Origin of the sequence: Crystallibacter degradans (assembly GCF_012952295.1) — a bacterium.
Classification (GTDB): Bacteria; Actinomycetota; Actinomycetes; order Actinomycetales; family Micrococcaceae; genus Crystallibacter; species Crystallibacter degradans.
Window position 1 is genome coordinate 278,674 of sequence record NZ_JABBCH010000001.1, and the last position, 22,350, is coordinate 301,023.

A 22,350-nucleotide genomic window follows, 5' to 3' on the forward strand; every position below is an offset into this window, starting at 1 on the left:
CCTGTTCATTGGAACGAAAGATGAAACTCTTTACAACAGGCCGCCGGACAGCACTGTCGGTCTAAGCGTAATCGAGAACGGTGCGTGCTTATGCGCCCGTTACGCCGCGTTGAAACCGGCGTACCGCGCCGCGCAGCGCCTGCTCCGCGTCCAGACCTGCGGCCGAAGCCTGGCTAACGACGGCGAGCAGCAGGTTTCCGAGTTCGGTTTCCGACGTCGGGGCCTGGCTTTGCGGGGCCAGCGGCTCGTCGTGCGACGTCGGTGACTGGCTACCTGCCTCGGAGCTTCCCAGCTGCTGGTCCATCGGGAAGCCGGCGCGTCTGGCCCGGTCGATCGACTTCGCCGCCAGCGTCAGTGCGGGCAAGGTCGGCGGGATGCCGTCGAACGGGCTGTCCCGCTCCGGCCGCTCATCCTGCTTGACCGCGTCATAGCTGGCGACGATCTCCTCGATGCTTTCGGGGAAGGACTCCTGCAGCGAACCATCGGGCTTGAACACATGCCGGTTCCGGCGGACCAGCTTTGCGCTCAGGTACTCGGCCACATCCTCAAAGTCGAAGTTGCCGGCCTCCTCCTGGATCCGGGCATGCAGCAGCACCTGGAAGAGGACGTCGGCCAACTCGCCCTTGAGTTCGCCGGTTGCGGTACCCGGCCCGGCCTCGATGACCTCGGCCAGCTCGTGGGATTCCTCGATCAGGTACTCGACCAAGGACTCGTGGGTGAGCGCGGCTGTCCACAAGCAATGCTCGCGCAGCAGCGCCACCACCTGCACAAGCCGGCCGACCGCCGTCGTGCTTTCAGCCATGGCAGGTTTAGCCCTGGTAGGCCCTGAATCCTTCGGCGATGAACTCGACCAGCGCCTCGCGCTCTTCCAGCGGCAGGAAGGCTGCTTCCGCCGCATTGAGTGTGATTTCGAGCAGGTCATCGAGGTCGTAATCGAAAGTTTCGACCAGCAGTTCGTACTCGTCGGAGAGGGTAACGCCGCTCATCAAACGGTTGTCCGCGTTGATGGTGACCTTGAAACCGGTCTGGTACAGCAGGTCGAACGGGTGGTTTTCGATGCCCTCGCCAAAGGGCGCGGTGGCACCGGTCTGGAGGTTCGAGGACGGGCTGCATTCCAGCGCGATGCCGCGGTCCCGGACCCAGGCGGCAACCCGGCCCAGCGTGACGAGGCCCAGGTCGGCGTCGTTCTCTTCATTCGGGCTGAAGTCCACCTGGATATCTTCGGCGATGCGCACGCCGTGGCCCAGGCGCAGGGCGCGGCCGCTGACCAGGGCGTCGACGATGCTGTCCAGCCCGGCGGCCTCGCCGGCGTGGATGGTGACGGGGAACTGGTTTTCGGCCAGGTAGGTGAACGCGTCCTTGAACCGGTACGGCGGGAAGCCGTCCTCGGCGCCGGCGATGTCGAAGCCGACTGCGCCCTTGTCCCGGTGCCGGAGGGCGAGCTCGGCAATTTCCTGGCCGCGGTCCGCGTGGCGCATGGCGGTAATCAGCTGTCCGACCTGGATGGGCCGGCCGCTGGCCTCGACCGAGTCCACGCCTGCTTCAAGCCCGGCCTGGACCGCTTCGACTGCCTCATCCAGCGTCAGCCCCTTGGTGAGGTGCTGCTCCGGCGCCCAGCGCACCTCGCCGTACACCACGCCGTCGTCCGCCAGATCCTCGACGAACTCCTTGGCGACCCGGTGCAGGCCTTCCTTGGTCTGCATTACGGCTACGGTGTGGTCGAACGTTTCCAGATAGCGGACCAGCGAGCCGGAGTCCGCGGATTCACGGAACCACTCGCCCAAGGCGACAGGGTCGGTGGACGGCAACTGGTGGCCCGCTTCCGCGGCCAGTTCGATGATGGTCCCGGGGCGGAGTCCGCCGTCGAGGTGGTCGTGCAGCGAAACTTTGGGGAGGCTGCGGATATCAATGTCGACGTCGGCGGCAGGGTCAGCAGAGTAATTAGGCTCAGTCACAGGCACCACCTTACGTCGACAGCCGAACCGATGCACGCCCCGGCGGCCGTTGTGTAGAGGTTGTGAAAACGAGGTGATAACGGGAGGTTCAGTGCGAGACCGGGGTGCCGGTCCGCGCCTGCGCGCTCTTGGAGGTGGCTGCTGAATTTTCCGTTGCCGAGGCTGCGTCCTCTGCCTCATGGCTCCTACGTGCCTTGCGCTTGTAGAGCAGTTTCAGGCCATGGTCGATGACGAGACCCAGGGCCAGGGCGATGACGATGGCCAAGCCGGCAGCCAGCAGGCTGTGGTCGTGGAACCACTGCCCGGCGAGGGCGCCGATGCCCACGGAATAGAGCGACCAGGAGATGCCGGCAATGATGCTGAAGAACACGAACCTGCGATGATGGAAGCCAGTGGCGCCGGCGGTCATATTGACCGCCACACGGCCGATGGGAATGTAGCGGGCACTGAGGATCAGCAGGGCTCCGCGGCGGTCGAGTTCTTTCCGGGCCCAGGCGAAGGCCGAGGCGACGCGCGGCCGCTGCATCCATTTGAAGCGGTTCGAGCCGATGCGCCTGCCGATCAGATACGCAATGTTGTCCCCCGCCATGGCACCCGCGGCAGCGATCGCGATGACCAGCCAGATATTCGGAACGCCCGCCGAAACGGCCAGCGCGGCCAGGGCAACGACCACGGATTCGCTCGGCACCGGCGGGAAAATTCCGTCAATGAGGCAGAGTGCGAAAAGCAGCGGATACACCCACCATTGGGCGGCCGCATCGATGATGAAGACGTTGAGAGCGTCCATAAAAGCCTGCACGTGAATGATCCTGTTCGCCGGTTGGTTATTCCAACGATGTCACGTTGCAATAAGTGCCGCTATGGGGCGTTGCCCTGATCAACACCCTGAGATAACGGTACGTGCCCGAAACCCTGGACGCATCATCCCCGAGTCGCATGACGGCAGGATCTGCGCAACTGATTACCGCGGCTGCCTCATCCCTCGGGACGAGGCAGCCGCGGCTCCGGCCGCTCCCCCGGACGCCGGTACGACAACAATTATCCTCGCCCCGTGCCCTCTGCGGAAGAGGTTTGTCCATCCAATGTAGATACTCCTACCCCAGTTTCTAGGTGCTGGGGTAGTTGGTTCAGTCCGGTGGGAGCGCTGGCCCCGGCCGGGGTGCATCGACGGAGACAGCGTGCGCGTGCGCTCAGGCGATGCGGTCGATGACCAGTTGCTGATCGGGCCTGTCCCCTTCCGGACCAATAACGACGGCGTCCGCCAGCGCTTCCTTCGCCCGGTCGAATTTGTCCGGAGTATCCGTCAGCAGGGTCATCAGCGGCTCCCCCGCCCGGACCAGCGCGCCCGGCTTGGCATGCATCCGCACCCCGGCCCCGGCCTGGACCGGATCCTCCTTGCGGGCGCGGCCGGCACCCAGGCGCCAGGCGGCAACCCCGACGGCGAGGGCATCCAGTTCCAGCAGGACGCCGTCCGCCGCGGCATAGACCACTTCGGATTCCTTTGCGACCGGCAACGCTGCCCGAGGATCGCCGCCCTGCGCCTCGATCATGCGGTTCCAGACGTCCATCGCCCGCCCGTCCTTGAGCGCGGCGGCCGGATCAGCGTCCGGCACGCCGGCAGCCTGCAGCATTTCTTCGGCCAGCCGGATGGTCAGCTCCACCACGTCCTGGGGACCGCCGCCGGCCAGTACCTCCACGGACTCTTCCACCTCAATGGCGTTGCCGGCGGTCAGTCCCAGGGGCGTACGCATGTTGGTCAGCAAGGCTACCGTGTTCACGCCGGCGTCCTTGCCCAGGCCCACCATGGTTTCGGCCAGCTCGCGGGCCATGTCCTTGTCCTTCATGAACGCACCGGAGCCAACCTTCACGTCCAGTACCAGCGAACCGGTGCCCTCGGCGATCTTCTTGCTCATGATGGACGAGGCGATCAGTGGGATGGCCTCCACCGTGCCGGTGACATCACGCAAGGCGTAGAGCTTCTTGTCCGCCGGGGCCAGGCCGGCGCCCGCGGCGCAGATCACGGCACCCACGTCGGCCAGTTGGGCCATCATGTCGTCGTTGGACAGATCCGCGCGCCAGCCGGGAATCGACTCCAGCTTGTCCAGGGTTCCGCCCGTATGGCCGAGCCCGCGGCCGGACAGCTGCGGGACGGCGACCCCGAAGACGGCTACCAGCGGGGCCAGCGGCAGGGTGATCTTGTCCCCCACTCCGCCGGTGGAATGCTTGTCGGTGGTCGTCTTGCCGAGCGAAGAGAAGTCCATCTTCTCGCCCGAGGCGATCATCGCCGTTGTCCATTGGGTGATTTCTTCGCGGCTCATGCCGTTCAGGAGGATGGCCATGTTCAGGGCGGACATCTGCTCGTCGGCGATGGCACCGCGGGTGTAGGCGTCGATGGTCCAGCTGATCTGCTCCGGACTCAACGTGCCCTTGTCGCGTTTGATCCGGATGATGTCGACGGCGTCGAAATTCTCTCCCACGTGACTCTCCTTCTTTAGCGTGCTGGACTCAGCCCAGGTTCTCGGGGCCGAAGGCGTCCGGCAGGACCTCGTCCATGGTCTTGATGCCGGAAATGGTCATCAGCTGCATGCCCGGCGCCCGGAATTCGTGGAGCAGCTGGCGGCAGCGCCCGCACGGCATGAGGATGTTGCCGGCGCCGTCGACGCAACTGAAGGCCATCAGCCGCCCGCCGCCGGACATATGCAGCGCGCTGACCAGCGAACACTCCGCGCACAACGTCAGGCCGTAGGAGGCGTTCTCCACGTTCGCCCCCGTGACGATCCGGCCGTCCTCGGTCAGGGCGGCCGCGCCCACCGGATACTTCGAATAGGGAACATAGGCATGCGCGGAGGCTGCGCGCGCCGCGTCCTGCAATGCGGCCCAGTCCACCTCCGCGCGGTCCGCCCCGGTCCGGTCCGCTTGGGACGACGCCCCGCCGTCGCTGGGTGACGCACCGCCGTCGCTGGGTGACGCCCCGCCGTCGCTGGGTGACGCACCGCCGTCGCTGGGTGACGCACCGCCGTCGCTGGGTGACGCCCCGCCGTCGCTGGGTGACGCCCCGCCGTCGCTGGGTGACGCCCCGCCGTCGTTATCTGGATTCGCTGGCAGCTCAGTCATGTCAGCCCTTGATGTACGGCACGCCGTTGGCCGCCGGTGCCCGGGACCTGCCGACCAGGCCGGCGACGGCGAAGATGGTCACGATGTACGGCAGCATGGCCAGGAACTGGTTGGGTACCGGGGTGCCCAGGAAGCTGAGCACGTACTGCAGGTTGGTGGCGAAGCCGAACAGCAGGGCCGCGAAGAAGGCGCCGATCGGATTCCAGCGGCCGAAGATCAGGGCGGCGAGGGCAATGTAGCCTTGCCCCGCCGTCATGTCGCGGCCGAAGCTGGAGACTGACACCAGGGTGAAGAACGCACCGCCGAGTCCGGCCACCACGCCGGCCAGGGACACGTTCATGAAACGCATGCGGTTGACCTTGACGCCGAGCGTGTCCGCCGCTTTGGGGTGCTCGCCGACGGCCCGGGTCCGCAGGCCCCACTTGGTGTGGAACAGGCCTATGTAGATCACCGCGACGGCGACATACATCAGGTAGCCCACAATGGCCTGCTCGAACAGGATGGGTCCGATGATGGGAATGTCGGAGAGGAACGGGATGGAAATCACCGGCAGGCGCGGCGGGGAGTTCCAGGTTTCCGCGTCGGCGCTGAGCACGGTGGAGAACAGGAAGCCTGTCAGGCCGGACACCAGCACATTGAGCACCACGCCCACAATGACCTGGTTGACCAGGTACTTGATGCTGAACACCGCCAGCACCAGCGAGACCAGGACACCACCGACGGCGGCGGCCATCAGCCCGACAAACGCGCTGCCCGACAGCGATCCGGCAACCGCCGCGGAGAACGCGCCGAAGAGCAGCTGCCCCTCAATGGCGATGTTGATCACGCCGGAGCGTTCGCACAGCACGCCCGAAAGCGAACCGAAGATCAGCGGCACGGCCAGCGTCACGGATCCGGCCAGCAGACCGTAGAGCGCCACGTTGGGAGTGCGCGCGCTGCCGACAATCCAGCTCAGGAAGGCGGCCACAAATACGACGGCGAACACGGCGATCAGCCAGCCCGGGACAGGCCGGCCCGCCCGAACCTGCACGAACGCCAGCGCGGCTGCGGCAACCATGATCACCGCACCGATCCAGCCCATGACCGGGGCGAAGACGACAATCGGCGGCAGCACAATGGCATCCCCCGGGTCCGACAGGCGGAAGGTCACCTCGTTCCCGGGCGCGCCGATGGCGAAGACCAGCAGCGCGAAGACGGCCAGCACGGCCAGCGTGATGGGGGTCTTCCAGCTCCGCACTGCGCCGGCGCGGGTGGTGCTCTGCTCGGGCGCGGTTGACACTGCCGTGCTCATGCTGGACCTCCGGTCGTGGCGGGCTTGCGGGATCGGGTTCCCTTGGGGCTTCTGGGTCCCTTGGTCTTGCCGGGCTCGGGCAGGTGGAACAGCGCCCTGACCAGCGGCGGCGCCGCGATGAAGAGCACGATCAGGGACTGGACCACCAGGACAATGTCGATGCTGGTTCCGGTACTGATCTGCATGGTCACGCCACCGGCCCGGAACGCGCCGAACAGCAGTCCGGCGAAGAACGTTCCCCACGGCGTCGAGCGCCCCAGCAGTGCCACGGTAATAGCATCGAAGCCGAAGCTGGCTGCCACGCCGGAGGACAGGACCTGTTCGGTGCCGGCCACCTGGGCCACGCCGGCGAGTCCGGCCAGCGCCCCGGCAATCAGCATGACGACAACGTAACCCTTGGTCACGCTGATGCCTGCGGTGCGCGCTGCCACCGGGTTCGCCCCCACCGCGCGCAGTTCAAAGCCGATGATCGAGCGCTTGAGCAGCCACCAGACGAACACCGTTGCCAGCAACGCCACGATGAAGCCCCAGTGCAGCCGGAAGGCGTCGCCGAACAGCGGCGGATACATCGCCGTTTCATCCAGCAGGGGACTGATCGGATTGGACGACCCGGGCCGCTGGAAGGCGGGCGTGGTTAGTAAATAAGTGACCAGGTAGATCGCCACGTAGTTGAGCATGATGGTCAGGATGACTTCGTGCGCGCCGGTCTTTGCCTTGAGCAGGCCCACCAGGCCGCCCCAGATCGCGCCGCCGATAATGCCGGCCACGATCACCAGCAGCAAGTGGATGCCGACCGGAAGGTGCAGGCCGAAGCCAACCCAGGCCGCCAGCGTGGCACCGATGATGATCTGGCCCTGGGCGCCGATGTTGAACAGACCGGCGCGGAAGGCCAGCGCCACGCCCAGGCCGGCACAGATCAGCGGCGTCGCCACGGTCAGTGTCTGCATCAGCGGGGAGATCATCCGGGAGAAGGTCTCGCCCTCGTAGTCGAAGACCGACCCTTGGAAGAGCGCAAGGTACGCCTCGGACGCGGCCGACCACGCGGCCAGCAGCATGTCCTGCGGCCGCGCGAAGAAGTAAGTAGCTGTCTGCGCAACGTCTTCATCGGTCAGCGCGATCAGGATTCCGCCGGCAATCAGCGAAAGTACGACGGCGAGCACGGCCACCAGGGCGTCGCCGCTCATGATCCGCTGGCCTACTGTCTGCGAGCTGGCTTCCGGGTGCAGGTCCCCGCTTTGCGCAGTGGCCGGTACCGGCGGCGGGGCAATCCGGCCGTCCTCCGTGTCGACCATGGCCTCAAGGCGTACCTCGGAGGCGTGCTCGTCGGTTTTCTTCCGGGCGTGCTTATGCTCGTCCTCGCTCATTTGTCCCCGCTTTCAGGATCTGTGCGTGCCGGATCGGTGCCTTGCGCATCTTCCGCGCCCATCCCCGCCATCATCAGGCCGAGGGTGTCGCGCGAGGTGTTGCCGGGAACTATCCCCATCAGCCTTCCCTGATACAGGACGGCAATGCGGTCCGCCAGCTCCAGAACTTCGTCCAGTTCGGTGGATACGATCATCACCGGTGTGCCCCGGTCGCGTTCGGAGACAATCCGCTTGTGCAGGAATTCGATCGAACCGACGTCGACGCCGCGGGTCGGCTGCGAGGCGATGAAGAGTTTGAGCGGGCGGGACAGTTCACGGGCCATTACCACCTTCTGCTGGTTACCGCCGGAAAGCGTGCCCGCGGCAGCAGTGGCCGATTGCGTGCGGACGTCGAACTCGGCGATCCGCTCGGCGGCGTTCTCCGCCACCCGCGCCGGCTTCATTGCCAGCCCCTTGGCGAACGGCGCCTGGTCGTAGCGGTTCAGGATCATGTTCTCGGCTACCGAGAAGGCACCTACCAGTCCCTCCACGCTGCGGTCCTCCGGCACAAAGCCGACGCCGGAGTTGATGATCTCCTTGGTCCCGCGGCCAACCAGTTCCTTGCCCTCAAGCCGAATGGAACCGGACACATGCTCCTGCAGCCCGAGGATGGCCTCGGTGAGTTCGGTCTGACCGTTGCCTTGGACCCCGGCGATGGCCAGGATCTCGCCCTGGGCGATCTGCAGGGAGATGTTGTCCACCACCCGCTGGCCGGTCGGGGCCGTCACGGTCAGGCCGTCAATGACAAAGGTTGCTTCACCCGGCTGGGCAGGCGCCTTATTAAGGGACAGGCTCACCGAGCGGCCCACCATCATGGACGCCAGGTCGGTAGTGGAGGCGTTGGGATCCGCATCGCCGACCACCTTGCCGCGGCGGATCACCGTGATCAGGTCGGAGACTGCCTTGACCTCGCGGAGCTTGTGGGAAATGAAGACAATCGATTTACCATCCGACTTCAACTGGGCGATGATCGCGAGCAGTTCGTCGGTTTCCTTCGGTGTCAGGACGGCCGTGGGTTCGTCGAGGATCAGCACCTCGGCGTCGCGGACCAGTGCCTTGATGATTTCGGCACGCTGCTGGACACCCACCGGCAGGTCCTCCACCACGGCATCCGGGTCGACCTGGAAGCCGTACTGCTCGGAAATCTGCCGGATTTTCGTCCGGGTCTCGTCCAGGTTGAGGATCCCGCCCGCTTTGGTCGCCTCGTTGCCCAGCGCGATATTCTCCGCCACGGTAAACACCGGTACCAGCATGAAGTGCTGGTGCACCATGCCGATTCCCGCTGCCATGGCATCGCCCGGCCCGTTGAAGTCGACGGGCTTGCCGTCGATCAGTATCTGTCCCTCGGTGGGTTCGTACAGACCGTAGAGGACGTTCATCAACGTGGACTTCCCGGCGCCGTTCTCGCCAAGCAGGCTGTGCACCTGTCCCGGTTCGACCACGAGGTCTATGTGGTCGTTGGCAACAAAGGAACCGAATTTCTTGGTAATTCCCTTTAGCTCGAGCTTCAAAACCCCAACCAACCTGTTCTTTGTAGGTGTCAGCGGAACGATTTCGTGCAACGGGCGAACTGTCTACAGCCTAAACCGATCACACCAATAACAGAACGAACCGCCGCCCCATGCGGATGAGCGCACGGAGGCGGCGGTCCGGCCGGTTCAGCTGCTACTTGGGGCTTGCCTCGGATTCAACGGTGATTTCGCCGGAGATGATGGATTCCTTGATGGTCTCCAGCTCCTGCTTTAGCTCATCCGGAACGTTGGCTTCCTGATCGTGGAACGGTGCCAGCGAGACACCCTCGTTTTCCAGCGTGCCGACATACGGGGTGCTGTCGAAGTTGCCTTCGAGATCGGTCCGGATGACGTCTTCGACGGAGGCGGCCATGCCCTTCATGACCGACGTGAGGATGAATTCTTCACCCTTGCCGGCGCTTTCGTATCCGTCCGAGTCAACCCAGACGACCTTGGCTTCCTTGCCGCCTTCGTTGGCTTCGATCACGGCGTCCAGGGTGCCCAGGCCCACCGGGCCGGCGACGGGCATGATGATGTCCGCGCCCTCGTTGATGAAGTTCTGGGTGTTGGTCTTGCCCTTGCCCTGGTCTTCGAAGTTGCCGACGAAGGTACCGTTCTGCCGTTCCTTGTTCCAGCCGAGCAGCTGGACGTCCTCGCCCTTTTGCTCGTTGTAGTACTTCACGCCGTCGGCAAAGCCGTCCATGAAAATCGTGACGGTGGGAATCTGGATGCCGCCGTACGTGGCAACCTTGCCGGTCTCCGTGACACCGGCGGCCAGGTAACCGGCCATGAAGGCGGCCTGGGCCGTGTCGTAGACAATCGGCTTGACGTTGTCGGTGAACTCGGGATCCGAGTAGTCGACAATAGCGAAGTTGGTCTCGGGGTTGGCCTTGGCGGCTTCCTTGGTGACATCGCCGAGCAGGAAGCCGACGGTCAGGACCATGTCGCAGCCGGACTGCACCATTTCGTCCACGTTGGGCACAAAGTCGGTTTCCGCCTGGGACTCTGCCTGCTGGATCTTGATGCCCAGATCCTCTTCGGCCATCTTCAGGCCTTCGTAGCTGGACTGGTTGAAGGAACGGTCGTCGAAGCCACCGGAGTCGGAAACGATGCAGCCGAGGTAGTCGGCTCCTTCCGCTCCCGCGCTGCCTTCGGTTTCGGCCGGAGGGGCGCCGCAGCCGGCGAGGACGAGGGCGGATGCGCCGAGCATGGCCGCAGACAGGCCGGTGCCGCGCTTGATGGTGCGCAGTGATTTCTTCAAGGTTCCTCCAGAAAAGAAAGATTGCCCCACTGCCGTAGGCCACTGAGTGCAGTCAGGATTGTGTCCTGTCACCACTGGCATCCGCGCGGCGGGCGCACCCGTCCTGCAGGTGCGTTACGAGCCTACAATAGCGGCCGCGGGCAGGGCAGAGTATCAATTTCCGGTGCTTGGACGAACATTGTTGAAAATTTGTTACTTACCGGTATCGCCACAGAACAACGACGACGGCGGGGACGGGCTGCTTAGCCCAGGTCCTTGCCTCGGCAGGCCATGACGGCGGCGGCAGCCATGACCCGTACTCCTACGCCGATGGCATGCTCATCCGGCGTGTAGTCGCCGCGGTGCAGGTCGAACGTCTCTCCGCCCTTCGTCCGCGTTCCCAGCCTCATCATGGCGCCGGGAATCTCCTGCGTCATCCAAGCGAAATCTTCGCCGCCCATGGACTGCGGGGTCAGCATGACGGAACCCGGTCCGAGCTCCGACCGCGCGGCGGCCTCGATCAAGCCGGTTTCCCGCTCGGTATTGATCACCGGAGGCACCCCACGAATGTGCTCAAGCTTCACTTCCACGCCGAACGGCGCGGCTACCTGCCTGACCACCTCATCGAGCAACTCCCCCGCGGCGTGCCAGGCCTCGCCGTCGAGGCAGCGCATGGTGCCGGCCATAAACCCGTGCGCGGGAATGGCGTTCGGCGCGGCGCCGGCGCGGATCTGGCCCCAGACAACGGAGACCGCGCTGCGCACGTCGATCCGGCGGCTCAGCACTGCCGGAACGTTGACGGCAATCTCGGCCAGCGCAAAGACCAGGTCCTCGGTCAGATGCGGCCGCGAGGTGTGCCCGCCGCGGCCGGACAACTCGATCCGGATGGTGTCCGAGGCCGAGGTGATGGCGCCGATCCGGGTGCCCACCTGGCCTACGTCCACCCGGGGGTCGCAATGCAGCGCGAGGATCCGGGGCACATCCACCAGGACGCCCTGTTCAATCACGGCCAACGCGCCGCCGGGCATGGTCTCCTCGGCCGGCTGGAAGATGACGCGCACCCGGCCGCCGAGCTCACCCTCCATTTCAAGCTTGCACAACACCAGGGCCACGCCGAGCATGACCGTAGTGTGGATGTCGTGGCCGCACGCGTGGCTGATGCCCTTATTAACCGAGGCGTATTCCAGCCCGGTCTCCTCCATGATCGGCAGCGCATCGATGTCGGCACGCAGGCCAATGGCCAGCGGCCCCTCGCCGATGTCCACGTACAGCCCGGTACCTTCCAGCGGCACGGGCTCCAGCCCCGCATCCCGCAGCCGGGCAATGAGGTTGGCGGTCGTACGGAACTCCTTGTGGGACAACTCCGGATGCTGGTGCAGATCCCGACGGAACTGCCGCAATCCGTCCACGAACGGGGCCGTCCACACACCTATGCGGGGAATGCTGTCCGAAGTCTCTGAAATAGTCTGCACAGACAAACTCTACCCAGTTGCCGCCGGAAGGGGCGTGTTCAACGTACCCGCGTTAAGCGGACCCCACGGCCGGACTCAGAGAACGTCGATGTCGCCGCTGGCGCGGAGGGATTCGACGGCCTTCTTGACCTGCTGGGCGTGTTCCTTGGTGGTGATCAGCAGCGCGTCCGGAGTGTCCACCACAACGACGTCGTCAATACCGATCAGCGCGATCACACGCTTGGTATCGGAGACCACCATCCCGGTCGCGTTCTCCGCATACACCCGCGCGCCCTCGCCGAGCACGGTCAGGTTGTTCGTCTCCGACGCGGCGTTCAGCCGGCCGATCGCGGCGAAGTCCCCCACATCGTCCCAGGAGAAGTCGCCCGGAATCATCGCTACATCCCCGGCCGCGGCCGCCGGCTCGGCCACCGCGTAATCGATCGCGGTCTTCGCCAGCCCGGGCCACACCCGGCGGACCACTTCGCGGCGCTTGGGGGTATCCCAGACCGCGGCGATCTCCATCAAACCCGCGTAGAGCAGCGGCTCGTTCGTCTCCAGGTGCTTGAGCAGCAGCTCCACCGGGGCCACGAACATGCCCGCGTTCCACGAGTACCCGCCCTCGGCCAGGTACGCCTGCGCGGTCTCGGCGTCGGGCTTCTCCACAAACTCGGTCACCCCGAGCGCGTTCGGCGCCGCTCCGATGCCCAGGTTCCCGTTCGTGCGGATATACCCGAACCCGGTCGAGGGGTGCGTGGGAGTGATCCCGATCGTGACGATGTAGCCCTCGGCCGCGGTATGGATCGCCTCGCGCACCGCAGCCTGGAACTTCTCCACCGGGTTGATCACCTGGTCCGCGGCGAAGGAACCCATGATGATCCGCGGATCCCGGTGGTACAGGATCGCGGCGGCCAGCCCGATCGCGGCCGCGGAGTCCTTGGGTTCGGGCTCGAGCACCAGGTTGTTCTTCGTCAGTTCCGGCAGCTGCGCCAGGACCGCCTTGCGGTGCGCGGTGCCGGTGACCACCATGGTCCGGTCCCCGCACAACGGCTCCAGGCGCGAATACGTCGCCCGGATCAGCGTGCTCCCGGACCCGGTCAAATCATGCAGGAACTTCGGCGCCGCCGCCCGCGAGAGCGGCCACAACCGGGTCCCCACCCCGCCGGCCGGAATAACACCGTAAAAACGGCCCAGCACATTGTCTTCGTTGGCCGGGCCATTGCCCAGCGGCTTATCAGTAGTCATCACTTCAAAGGTAGACCAGTCCGGCGCCGGGTGTACTCATCCTGTGGAGGGATCCGGCGCACGCGCCTGTCAAGGGCCGTCCGCAGCGTGAACGCCAAGTTCGGTTGTTGCAGTCACTTTGCGAGGCCAGGAATAGGGCACGTTTTAATGGCCTAAATGGCTGAATTTGCCCCTATTTCGCGCGGATCAGGCGTTCATGACAGCGCGGCTGTTAAAAAGCTCACATGGGAGTTCTTCAAATTGAATAAGCCCTGAGCGAAGCCTAGATTAGTCTTGAACGAAGAGCGCTCTCGCATGGCGTAACTCTGCGTGGAAACCACGCTAGCGCCCTTGCGATGCAGGGAGGTTAATTCAGTGTCGAAGACACCAGCAGGGACCCTCTACCGCGGCCGAGAAGGCATGTGGTCATGGGTAGGACACCGCGTCACCGGCGTCGCAATTTTTTTCTTCCTCTTAGTACACGTACTGGACACCGCGCTGGTACGCGTATCGCCGGAGGCATACAACGTCGTTATAGCCACGTATAAGAACCCGTTCATGGCGCTTCTGGAAGCAGGGCTCGTAGCAGCCATCGTGTTCCACGCCTTTAACGGTCTGCGTATCATCCTCGTGGACTTCTGGAAGAAGGGCCCGAAGTACCAGGCACAGCTGCTGTGGGGCGTTGTCGGACTGTGGGTTCTCGTCATGGTTCCGTTCCTGATCCGTCACCTAACGCTTGCATTCACCGGGGGTCACTAATCATGGCAGTTTCATCTGAAATCCAGGCTCCGCGCTCCGGTCGCGTTGCACCGAAGTACACCCGCCATGGCAGCTCCCGCGGCAACTTCGAAATGCTCGCATGGCTCTTCATGCGCGTTTCGGGCCTCGTCCTGGTTGTCCTGATCTTCGGCCACCTGTTTGTGAACCTCATGGTCGGCGAGGGCGTGCACGCCATCGACTTCGGCTTCGTGGCCGGCAAGTGGGCCGACCCGTTCTGGCAGATCTGGGATCTGGCGATGCTGTGGCTGGCAATGCTGCACGGCACCAACGGTGTGCGCACCATCATCAACGACTACGCGGACAAGGACGGCACGCGCTTCTGGCTCAAGACCGTGCTGTACGCGGCCACGGCTGTCATCATTGTGCTCGGCACCCTGGTGATCTTCACCTTCGATCCGTGCCCGCCAAACGCCGCTGCTGAACTGCTGCCTTCCTTCTGCCCCGCACCGTAGTCCGGTGCCCGGCCGCGCCGGAAACGCGGCCGGCAGATCATCAAGCAGAACGCCGCGGGCCCTGCCATCGGGGCAGCACCGGAGGCAGCATCAGCCCGTGAAGAACATTTGGTTTCAACAGAAAGAGCATCTGGTATGCAGGTCCATAAGTACGACGTCGTTATTGTCGGTGCCGGTGGCGCCGGTATGCGCGCCGCCATTGAATCAGGCCAGCGCGCGCGAACAGCAGTACTGACCAAGCTTTACCCCACCCGTTCCCACACCGGTGCGGCGCAGGGCGGCATGTGCGCCGCCCTGGCGAACGTGGAAGAAGACAACTGGGAATGGCACACCTTTGACACGGTCAAAGGCGGCGACTACCTAGTAGACCAGGACGCCGCCGAGGTCATGGCGAAGGAAGCCATCGACGCCGTGCTGGACCTGGAAAAGATGGGCCTGCCCTTCAACCGCACGCCCGAAGGCAAGATCGACCAGCGCCGCTTCGGCGGGCACACGCGCGACCACGGCAAGTCCCCGGTCCGCCGCGCCTGCTATGCCGCCGACCGTACCGGCCACATGATCCTGCAGACCCTGTACCAAAACTGCGTCAAGCACAACGTTGAGTTCTACAACGAGTACTACGTGCTCGATCTGCTCATCGTTGAGGAAGATGCAACGCGCGAGGACGGCAGCACTTACAAGCAGAAGCGGGTTGCCGGCGTCGTTAGCTACGACCTTGCCAGCGGCGAGATCCACGTGTTCCAGGCCAAGTCCGTTGTGTTCGCCTCCGGCGGCGTGGGCAAGGTCTTCAAGACCACCTCGAACGCGCACACCCTGACCGGCGACGGCATGGGCATCGCGTTCCGCCGCGGCATCCCCCTGGAAGACATGGAGTTCTTCCAGTTCCACCCGACCGGCCTGGCCGGCCTGGGCATCCTGCTTTCCGAAGCCGCCCGTGGTGAAGGTGCGATCCTGCGTAATTCCGACGGCGAACGCTTCATGGAGCGCTATGCGCCGACCATTAAGGACCTCGCCCCGCGTGACATCGTGGCCCGTTCCATGGCCAATGAAGTCCGCGAAGGACGCGGCTGCGGCCCGAACAAGGACTACGTCCTCCTGGACCTGACGCACCTGGAGCCGGCGCACATCGACGCGAAGCTCCCGGACATCACCGAGTTCGCCCGCACCTACCTGGGTGTGGAACCGTACACGGATCCGGTGCCGGTGTTCCCCACCGCGCACTACGCCATGGGCGGCATCCCCACCACCATCAAGGCCGAAGTGCTGCAGGACAACGACACCGTTGTTCCGGGCCTCTACGCCGCCGGTGAGGTTGCCTGCGTTTCGGTCCACGGCTCCAACCGTCTGGGCACCAACTCGCTGCTGGACATCAACGTCTTCGGTAAGCGCGCCGGTATTGCCGCCGCCGAGTACGCCAAGACCGCCGAGTACGTCGAGGTTCCGGAAGACGCCGACCAGTTCACTATCGATCTGATCGAACAGGTCCGCTCCGCCAACGGCACCGAACGCGTGGCCCAGCTGCGCAAGGAACTGCAGGACACGATGGACGCCAACGTCCAGGTCTTCCGCAGCGAGCAGACCCTGAACGAGACGCTGAACGTGATCGCTTCCCTGCGCGAGCGTTACAAGAACATCGGTATCCAGGACCGCGGCCGCCGCTTCAACCTGGACCTGCTCGAGGCCGTGGAACTGGGCTTCCTGCTGGACATGGCCCAGGTCATGACCGTTGCCGCCCTGCACCGCGAGGAATCGCGCGGCGGCCACTTCCGGGAAGACTTCCCGGACCGCGATGACGAAAAGTTCATGAAGCACTCCATGGCATACAAGGATGACTTGGCTACGTCCGAGTCCGTCGCCGGTATCCGTCTGGAAACGAAGCCGGTTATTTTCACGCGCTACGAACCGATGGTGAGGAAGTACTAATGACCGCTGAAACTGTGGAACCTGCATCCAAGGTTGAACTGGCCCCGGGGGTCGGCGGCGGCGGGGAAATCCCGAGCTTCGACATCACCCTGAAGGTCCGCCGGTACAACCCGGAGGTTTCGGAAGAAGCCCACTGGGACGACTTCAAGCTGACCATGTACGGCACGGACCGTGTGTTGGACGCGCTGCACAAGGCCAAGTGGGAGCACGACGGCTCCGTTTCCTTCCGCCGTTCCTGCGCCCACGGCGTCTGCGGCTCGGATGCCATGCGCATCAACGGCCGCAACCGCCTGGCCTGCAAGACGCTGCTGAAGGACCTGGACACGTCCAAGCCCATCCTCGTCGAGCCCATCAAGGGCCTGCCGGTGGAGAAGGACCTGATCGTGGACATGGAGCCGTTCTTCCAGTCCTACCGCGAGATCATGCCCTTCCTGATCAACTCCGGGCACGAGCCGACGCGGGAGCGCCTGCAGTCCGCCGAGGACCGCGAGCGTTTCGACGACACCACCAAGTGCATCCTGTGTGCTGCGTGCACCTCGTCCTGCCCGGTCTTCTGGACCGACGGCCAGTACTTCGGCCCGGCCGCTATTGTCAACGCACACCGCTTCATCTTCGACTCGCGCGACGATGCCGGCGACATGCGCCTGGAGATCCTCAACGACAAGGAAGGTGTGTGGCGCTGCCGCACCGTCTTCAACTGCACCGAGGCCTGCCCGCGCGGCATCCAGGTGACGAAGGCGATCTCCGAGGTCAAGAACGCTGTGCTGAACCGCAAGATCTGATCTGTCCCGGCTTGCCGGGTCTGCCAGGTTCTTACGGCCTGCCAGCAGTCGTAAGGTGCCGATTCGTCAGGAATCGGCACCTTACGCTTTTAATCATCCGTCCGCGTTCCGGCTTAACGGCAGACAGGAGCAGCATGACCACGTTCGAGAAAGTGAAGTTCCCAGGGGTTAACGGCACCACGCTGGCCGGGGTCCTGGATATTCCCGACGGCGATGTGCGGGCCTGGGCGCTGTTCTGCCACGGCTTCACCCTGGGCAAGAACAGCGCGGCCGCGGCCCGGATCTCCAAGGCGCTGGCCCGGCACGGCATCGGCGTGCTGCGGTACGACGCCGCCGGCCTGGGCGGCTCCACCGGCGACTGGTCGGCGGCAACCTTCTCCACGAAGATGGCGGACATCGGCAGTGCGGCGGCGTTCATGCGCGGTAGCGGGCGCCGGATCTCGCTGCTCATCGGCCACTCGCTCGGCGGGGCGGCGGTGCTGGGTGCCGTCGGCAGCCTCGACGAGGTCAAGGCCGTGGCTACCGTGGCCGCCCCGTTCCGGCCGGACCATGTGATGCACCTTTTCGACGAAGAGATTGACGACGTCGAACGCACCGGCTCGGCCCAAATTACCTTGGGCGGCAAACGGCTCGAAATCCGCCGGCAACTCGTGGAAGACCTGCGCCGGACCGATCTCACCGGCTGCATCAGCAACCTGGACCGGCCGCTGCTGGTCATGCACTCCCCCACCGACAACACCGTGGGCGTGGAGAACGCCGGAGAGATCTTCGCGGTGGCCAAGCACCCCAAGTCATTTATCTCGCTCGAAGGCAGCAACCATATGCTCACGGACCGGGATCAGACGGACCGCGCCGGCCTGCTGATCGCAGCCTGGGCCAACCAGTACCTGGATACCCAAGACCCGCTGAGCTGACCCAGCGGGAGCGGAACCGGCAGGCCGTCGCTGGCAGGGCGGTTGCCAGCTCAGGGAACGCTTGCGCCGCCGAGCGCGTGTTCGAGACTGCCGTCCTGCTTCAGCCGGGCGCGCCGGCGCAGGGACAGGAAGCCACGTGTCCGGCCGCCGGCCTGTTCGCGCGCGTGCAGGTCCGCCTTGCCGATGGCACCCCACGCCGTCGCTACCAGGTACACCTGACTGAGCAAATAGAACCAGACAAACAGGCCCAGGATCACGGCGAACGGCGCCAGCAGCGGGTTGTTTCCCACGGTGCCCAGCAGGTCCGAGGCGAAGTACCGCAGCACGGTGCTGCCGAGCCCGGCGATCAGCGCCGCCTGGAACATGATGCTGCGCGGCATGCGGACACCGGAGGCAATCCGGAACAGCACCACGGCTGCCACCATGTCCAGCAGCAGCATCACCAGCACCGCGGTGATCTTCGTCAGCGGGACCACTGCGCCGCCGTCGAAATGGAGCAGGTTGATGATCAGGTCCAGCGCGGTGTTGGCTATGCCGGCCACGGCGGAGGTCAGCATCAGGGCCACCCCCAGCAACAGCAGCGTGCCGACGTCCTTGAGCTTGATCATGACGGGGTTCCCCTGCAGCGGCGGGAGTCCGAAAACGCCGCGCATCCCTTCGCGCAGGCCGGCAATCCAGCCCAGGGAGGTCAGGATCATGGCGGCCGTGGAAATGATCAGCGTGATACCGAACGCCCCGCTCTGGGAGAAGAGCTGTTCCGGCGTGGCCAGACCGCCGTCGCCGGTATTGATCAGCCCGGGCGTGGACTCATTGACCACTTCCACCACGGCCAGTTGCAGGTCGCGGTTTCCGGAGGCGATGAGGCCGAAGATGGAGAATCCCGCCACCAGCATCGCTGCCACGGAGAAGAACATGTTGTAGGCACTGCCCGCGGCCATGAGCGGCCCGTGGCGCATGCTGTAAAGCATCCAGACGCGCATCACCCGCCACGCGTGCGCCTTCGCCAGCAGGTACTGCATGCGGGCCAGCAGGACCTTGCCCTTGGAAGCATGGCGTTGGGCCTGGACGTAGGCGCGCCGCTTTTCCAGCTCGGCGACCTTCAGCTTCTGCCGTTCGAGCGGATGCGGTGTTTCGGATTTACTCCCGCTGCTGCCCGTCGCCTTGCGCGCTGCCCTCTGCGCCGATTTCTGTCCCAAAGCTCAGCTCTTCCCGCAGTATCCAGACACCTGACGAATCGTGCTCGTACAGGCCCATGCTACTAACGGTGAAGGACGCGTCATAGTCGGCAAGCTTGTTTTCGGCCGCGTCCATGCCGGCGTCGCTGACGTCGTGGGCCACGGTGATGTGCGGGTGGAAGTCGAATTCCAGTTGCCGGGCCAACGGGCCCGCCTGCAGCTTCCGGTGCAGTGCAACGCATTCGTCGAAGCCCTCGGCGATGTTGAGGTAGACCACCGGCGATACCGGGCGGAAGCTGCCGGTGCCGCGCAGGGCCACGGTGAAGGGCTGCTGGCTGCGGGCAATCCGGCGGACGTGCTCGGTAGTCTCGGCCCAGTCCGCCACCGGCGTCGTCGTCACCAGTGTGACGTGCGGCGGGATGACTGCGGCCATCGGGTCTCCGAAGGAGGCACGCCAGCCCTCAAGGTCGCCGGCCAGCGGCTCCGGAATACCAATAACGACGCCGGCGCAGCCCACCTCGGGCAGGGCAGCCTGAAGGACACCGCCGTCGGGAGTGACGCCGGGGTCCACCTGCAGCCGGTGCTGGCACATTGCTAGCGCCGTGCTCCCGCGGGCAGGAAACCGACCTTGTTATACACATCGGCCAGTGTAGCCGAGGCGATTCCGCGGGCCTTTTCGGCTCCGCGGGCCAACAGCCGGTCCAGCTCGGCCGGGTCGTCCAGCAGTTCCTGGGCACGGGTCTGGATGGGCGCGAGCCGCTCGACCACGAGTTCAGCCAGATCCACTTTCAGGTGGCCGTACATCTTGCCCTGGTAATCCGCGACGATCGAGTCGATGCTCTTGCCGCTGAGCGTGGAGTAGATGGTCAGCAGATTCGACACGCCCGGCTTGGCTTCACGGTCGAAGCGGATCTCGGTGCCGTCGTCGGTCACCGCGGACTTGATCTTCTTGGCCGCGGTTTTCGGGTTGTCCAGGATATTGATCAGGCCCGCCGGGGAATCGGCCGACTTGGACATCTTGGCGTTCGGGTGCTGCAGATCGTAGATCTTCGCCCCCTCCCGCGGGATCACCGCTTCAGGAACCACGAAGGTCTCGCCGTAGCGGTGGTTGAAGCGCTGGGCCAGGTTGCGTGCCAGTTCCAGATGCTGGCGCTGGTCTTCGCCGACCGGCACGCCGTACGGACGGTAGAGCAGAATGTCCGCGGCCATGAGGACCGGGTAGGCGAACAGGCCTACGCTGGAGTGCTCGGCTCCCGACTTCTGCGACTTGTCCTTGAACTGGGTCATCCGGGAGGCCTCGCCGAAACCGGTAATGCAGTTCAGCACCCACGCCAGCTCCGCGTGCTCGGGCACGTGTGACTGGACGAAGAGGGTGGACTTCTCGATATCGATCCCGCCGGCAATGTACTGCGCCACGGTCACCCGGGTGCGCGTGGCCAGCCCGGCCGGGTCATGGTCCACGGTGATGGCATGCATGTCCGGGACGAAGAAGATGGAATCGTATTCATCCTGCATGCTGACCCAGTTCACCAGGGCGCCGAGGTAGTTCCCGAGGTGGAGCGAATCCGCCGAGGGCTGCATGCCGGAGAGCAGGCGCCGGCGCGAAGTACTCCCGGCGGCCTCGGTGGTTGCGGCGCTATCGGTGGTCTGGGTTGTGCTGGTCATATGAGCAGGATCTTTCTAGAAGCGGTAGTCCACTACCAAGGGTGCGTGGTCTGAGAAGCGCGCGTCGTAGGTCTCGGCGCGGTCAACAACGGCGTCGGACGCGAGGGTCGCGAGCTCCGGGGTGGCCATGTGGTAATCGATGCGCCAACCGGCGTCGTTGTCGAATGCCTGTCCCCGCCACGACCACCAGGTGTACGGACCGGGAACCTCGCCGGCAAGGGAGCGGTGCACGTCCCGCCAGCCGACGGCGTCGCCGAAGAAGCGGTCGAAGTACGCCCGTTCCTCGGGGAGGAAGCCGGACTTCTTGACGTTGCCCTTCCAGTTCTTGATGTCCAGCGTGGTGTGGCCGACGTTGAGGTCCCCTACCACCAGCGCGTAGTCCTTGGTGGCCTTCAGCTCCGTGAGGCGGTTGCCCATGACGTCCAGGAAGCGGAACTTGTCCACCTGCTTCGGGGTATCCACCTGGCCGGAATGGACATAGGCGCTGACCACGGTCAGGGTCTTCGGGCCGCCGTCGGACGGGATCTCGAAGTCCGCTTCGACCCAGCGGCCGGAGGTAACGAAATAGTCGTCGCCGATGTGGTCCCGGGTGGCCACCGGAGCGGTACGGGAGGCGATGGCGACGCCGGCACGGCCCTTCGCTTCGGCTTCGGCGTGCAGGATGTGCCAGCCGTCCCCGAGCAGTTCGCGCACAATCGCGTCAGGTGCCCGGACTTCCTGCAGGCACAAAATGTCCACATCGCGCTCCGCCAGCCAGGCTTCCATGCCGCGCTTGTAGGCGGCCCTGATGCCATTGACGTTGACGGTGGCGATCCGCAGTTTTTGCCTTAATGCGGTGTCTGCTCCGCCTGCTGCAGTACCGGATTCCTGAACGATGCCCTCGGGTGCCAAACTCACTCGACTACCTTACCCAAGCCCGCAGCTCAGTTGACAACCGTGCCCGTAACCGGACCATCGCCGTCGTTCTTGCGGATCATGCCGCGGCCGTTGTGGGCGGTCACCTCGATGGTATCGAGCGCGCGCTCCACCATGCCCTCGTCCTTGCCCAGGTAGTCCCGGACGACCTTGGCCTGGACCTGGACGATCTTGAAGCTGTGGTCCAGCTTTTCGTCCCGGACGGCGTTGGCCCTGGCCACCTGCTCCTCCACCACGGCGGTGCCGCCGGCGGTGCCCTGCGGCATCTGCTGGGCCGCAAAGTCTGCCTGCGCCGTGGCGAACTTCTCCTTGGCCTTCTTGGTGGCACCCCGGACGCTGAACACCACGAAGGCAGCCAGCAGCAGCCAGCCGAGCGCGATGATGGCCACGATCCAGCCGATCACGTCGTTCTGGTTGGCGGCGAAAACGACGGCGAAAAGAAAGACCAGCACCATGACGGCGATGCCGAGGTTGCCCGCCTTGAACGGCAGGACGCGGTTGGCAGAGGTGTTCGCTGAGGGGTTCCCAAGGGATTGCATGGACTTATTGTCTCAA

General features: G+C 64.8%; 21 protein-coding genes. 5 read left to right on the forward strand and 16 right to left on the reverse strand.

The window, feature by feature from the left end; all coding sequences use genetic code 11:
* Positions 1 to 88: 88 nt before the first annotated feature.
* From HGO92_RS01195 to HGO92_RS01245, 11 genes are all read right to left on the reverse strand, one after another.
* Positions 89 to 802, reverse strand: coding sequence for a MazG nucleotide pyrophosphohydrolase domain-containing protein (locus tag HGO92_RS01195; RefSeq protein ID WP_169991121.1), 714 nt, complete (start codon positions 800 to 802; stop codon positions 89 to 91).
* A 7-nt stretch (positions 803 to 809) separates the two neighbouring features.
* Positions 810 to 1,955 carry an adenosine deaminase gene (locus tag HGO92_RS01200; protein WP_169991122.1) on the reverse strand — a complete coding sequence of 382 codons (1,146 nt, stop codon included), beginning with the start codon at positions 1,953 to 1,955 and terminating at the stop codon, positions 810 to 812.
* Between the two features lie 88 nt (positions 1,956 to 2,043).
* Positions 2,044 to 2,754, reverse strand: coding sequence for a VTT domain-containing protein (locus HGO92_RS01205; RefSeq protein WP_169991124.1), 711 nt, complete (start codon positions 2,752 to 2,754; stop codon positions 2,044 to 2,046).
* A 391-nt stretch (positions 2,755 to 3,145) separates the two neighbouring features.
* The gene (locus HGO92_RS01210) at positions 3,146 to 4,432 is read right to left on the reverse strand and encodes a thymidine phosphorylase (RefSeq protein ID WP_169991126.1); all 1,287 of its coding nucleotides are present in this window, start codon (positions 4,430 to 4,432) and stop codon (positions 3,146 to 3,148) included.
* A gap of 28 nt (positions 4,433 to 4,460) precedes the next feature.
* Positions 4,461 to 4,841, reverse strand: coding sequence for a cytidine deaminase (locus HGO92_RS01215; protein WP_169991975.1), 381 nt, complete (start codon positions 4,839 to 4,841; stop codon positions 4,461 to 4,463).
* Between the two features lie 229 nt (positions 4,842 to 5,070).
* Entirely contained in the window at positions 5,071 to 6,360 is a 1,290-nt protein-coding gene (locus tag HGO92_RS01220) for an ABC transporter permease (protein WP_169991128.1), read from the reverse strand.
* The gene (locus HGO92_RS01225) at positions 6,357 to 7,724 is read right to left on the reverse strand and encodes an ABC transporter permease (protein WP_169991129.1); all 1,368 of its coding nucleotides are present in this window, start codon (positions 7,722 to 7,724) and stop codon (positions 6,357 to 6,359) included. Before HGO92_RS01225 ends, HGO92_RS01220 begins: the two co-directional genes overlap by 4 nt.
* Complete coding sequence (locus HGO92_RS01230) at positions 7,721 to 9,274, reverse strand: ABC transporter ATP-binding protein (protein ID WP_169991131.1); 1,554 nt, start codon at positions 9,272 to 9,274, stop codon at positions 7,721 to 7,723. Before HGO92_RS01230 ends, HGO92_RS01225 begins: the two co-directional genes overlap by 4 nt.
* Positions 9,275 to 9,428: 154 nt before the next feature.
* Entirely contained in the window at positions 9,429 to 10,535 is a 1,107-nt protein-coding gene (locus tag HGO92_RS01235) for a BMP family lipoprotein (RefSeq protein ID WP_440915684.1), read from the reverse strand.
* 242 nt (positions 10,536 to 10,777) lie between these two features.
* Positions 10,778 to 11,956, reverse strand: a complete 1,179-nt coding sequence (locus HGO92_RS01240) for an amidohydrolase (protein ID WP_346768841.1) — start codon at positions 11,954 to 11,956, stop codon at positions 10,778 to 10,780.
* 105 nt (positions 11,957 to 12,061) lie between these two features.
* Positions 12,062 to 13,210 carry a mannose-1-phosphate guanylyltransferase gene (locus HGO92_RS01245; protein ID WP_169991137.1) on the reverse strand — a complete coding sequence of 383 codons (1,149 nt, stop codon included), beginning with the start codon at positions 13,208 to 13,210 and terminating at the stop codon, positions 12,062 to 12,064.
* A gap of 354 nt (positions 13,211 to 13,564) precedes the next feature.
* Here HGO92_RS01245 and sdhC point away from each other — a divergent pair, with 354 nt between their 5' ends.
* The 5 genes from sdhC (at position 13,565) to HGO92_RS01270 (ending at position 18,040) form a co-directional block, all read left to right on the forward strand.
* Positions 13,565 to 13,948 carry a succinate dehydrogenase, cytochrome b556 subunit gene (gene sdhC / locus HGO92_RS01250; RefSeq protein WP_169991138.1) on the forward strand — a complete coding sequence of 128 codons (384 nt, stop codon included), beginning with the start codon at positions 13,565 to 13,567 and terminating at the stop codon, positions 13,946 to 13,948.
* Positions 13,949 to 13,950: 2 nt separating this feature from the next.
* Positions 13,951 to 14,421: a succinate dehydrogenase hydrophobic membrane anchor subunit gene (locus HGO92_RS01255; RefSeq protein WP_169991140.1), complete on the forward strand. Its 471-nt coding sequence runs from the start codon at positions 13,951 to 13,953 to the stop codon at positions 14,419 to 14,421.
* A 135-nt stretch (positions 14,422 to 14,556) separates the two neighbouring features.
* A complete protein-coding gene (gene sdhA, locus HGO92_RS01260) occupies positions 14,557 to 16,344 on the forward strand; it encodes a succinate dehydrogenase flavoprotein subunit (protein WP_169991142.1) in 1,788 nt (595 codons plus the stop codon).
* Positions 16,344 to 17,126 carry a succinate dehydrogenase iron-sulfur subunit gene (locus tag HGO92_RS01265; RefSeq protein WP_169991144.1) on the forward strand — a complete coding sequence of 261 codons (783 nt, stop codon included), beginning with the start codon at positions 16,344 to 16,346 and terminating at the stop codon, positions 17,124 to 17,126. The genes sdhA and HGO92_RS01265 overlap by 1 nt, the downstream gene beginning before the upstream one ends.
* A gap of 134 nt (positions 17,127 to 17,260) precedes the next feature.
* Positions 17,261 to 18,040 carry an alpha/beta hydrolase family protein gene (locus HGO92_RS01270; RefSeq protein WP_169991146.1) on the forward strand — a complete coding sequence of 260 codons (780 nt, stop codon included), beginning with the start codon at positions 17,261 to 17,263 and terminating at the stop codon, positions 18,038 to 18,040.
* 50 nt (positions 18,041 to 18,090) lie between these two features.
* On the opposite strand, the gene HGO92_RS01275 is transcribed toward HGO92_RS01270, so the two are convergent.
* Genes HGO92_RS01275 through HGO92_RS01295 form a run of 5 tightly spaced genes read right to left on the reverse strand, consistent with a single transcriptional unit; the run spans position 18,091 to position 22,334 of the window.
* On the reverse strand, positions 18,091 to 19,236 hold the full coding sequence (locus tag HGO92_RS01275) for a YihY/virulence factor BrkB family protein (protein WP_169991148.1): 1,146 nt from the start codon (positions 19,234 to 19,236) through the stop codon (positions 18,091 to 18,093).
* Positions 19,178 to 19,807: a 2'-5' RNA ligase family protein gene (locus HGO92_RS01280; RefSeq protein ID WP_169991150.1), complete on the reverse strand. Its 630-nt coding sequence runs from the start codon at positions 19,805 to 19,807 to the stop codon at positions 19,178 to 19,180. Before HGO92_RS01280 ends, HGO92_RS01275 begins: the two co-directional genes overlap by 59 nt.
* 2 nt (positions 19,808 to 19,809) lie before the next feature.
* Positions 19,810 to 20,880 carry a tryptophan--tRNA ligase gene (trpS, locus tag HGO92_RS01285; RefSeq protein ID WP_169991151.1) on the reverse strand — a complete coding sequence of 357 codons (1,071 nt, stop codon included), beginning with the start codon at positions 20,878 to 20,880 and terminating at the stop codon, positions 19,810 to 19,812.
* Positions 20,881 to 20,895: 15 nt separating this feature from the next.
* Positions 20,896 to 21,756, reverse strand: coding sequence for an exodeoxyribonuclease III (locus HGO92_RS01290; protein WP_169991977.1), 861 nt, complete (start codon positions 21,754 to 21,756; stop codon positions 20,896 to 20,898).
* A gap of 47 nt (positions 21,757 to 21,803) precedes the next feature.
* A complete protein-coding gene (locus HGO92_RS01295; protein WP_169991153.1) occupies positions 21,804 to 22,334 on the reverse strand; it encodes a hypothetical protein in 531 nt (176 codons plus the stop codon).
* Positions 22,335 to 22,350: the final 16 nt, after the last annotated feature.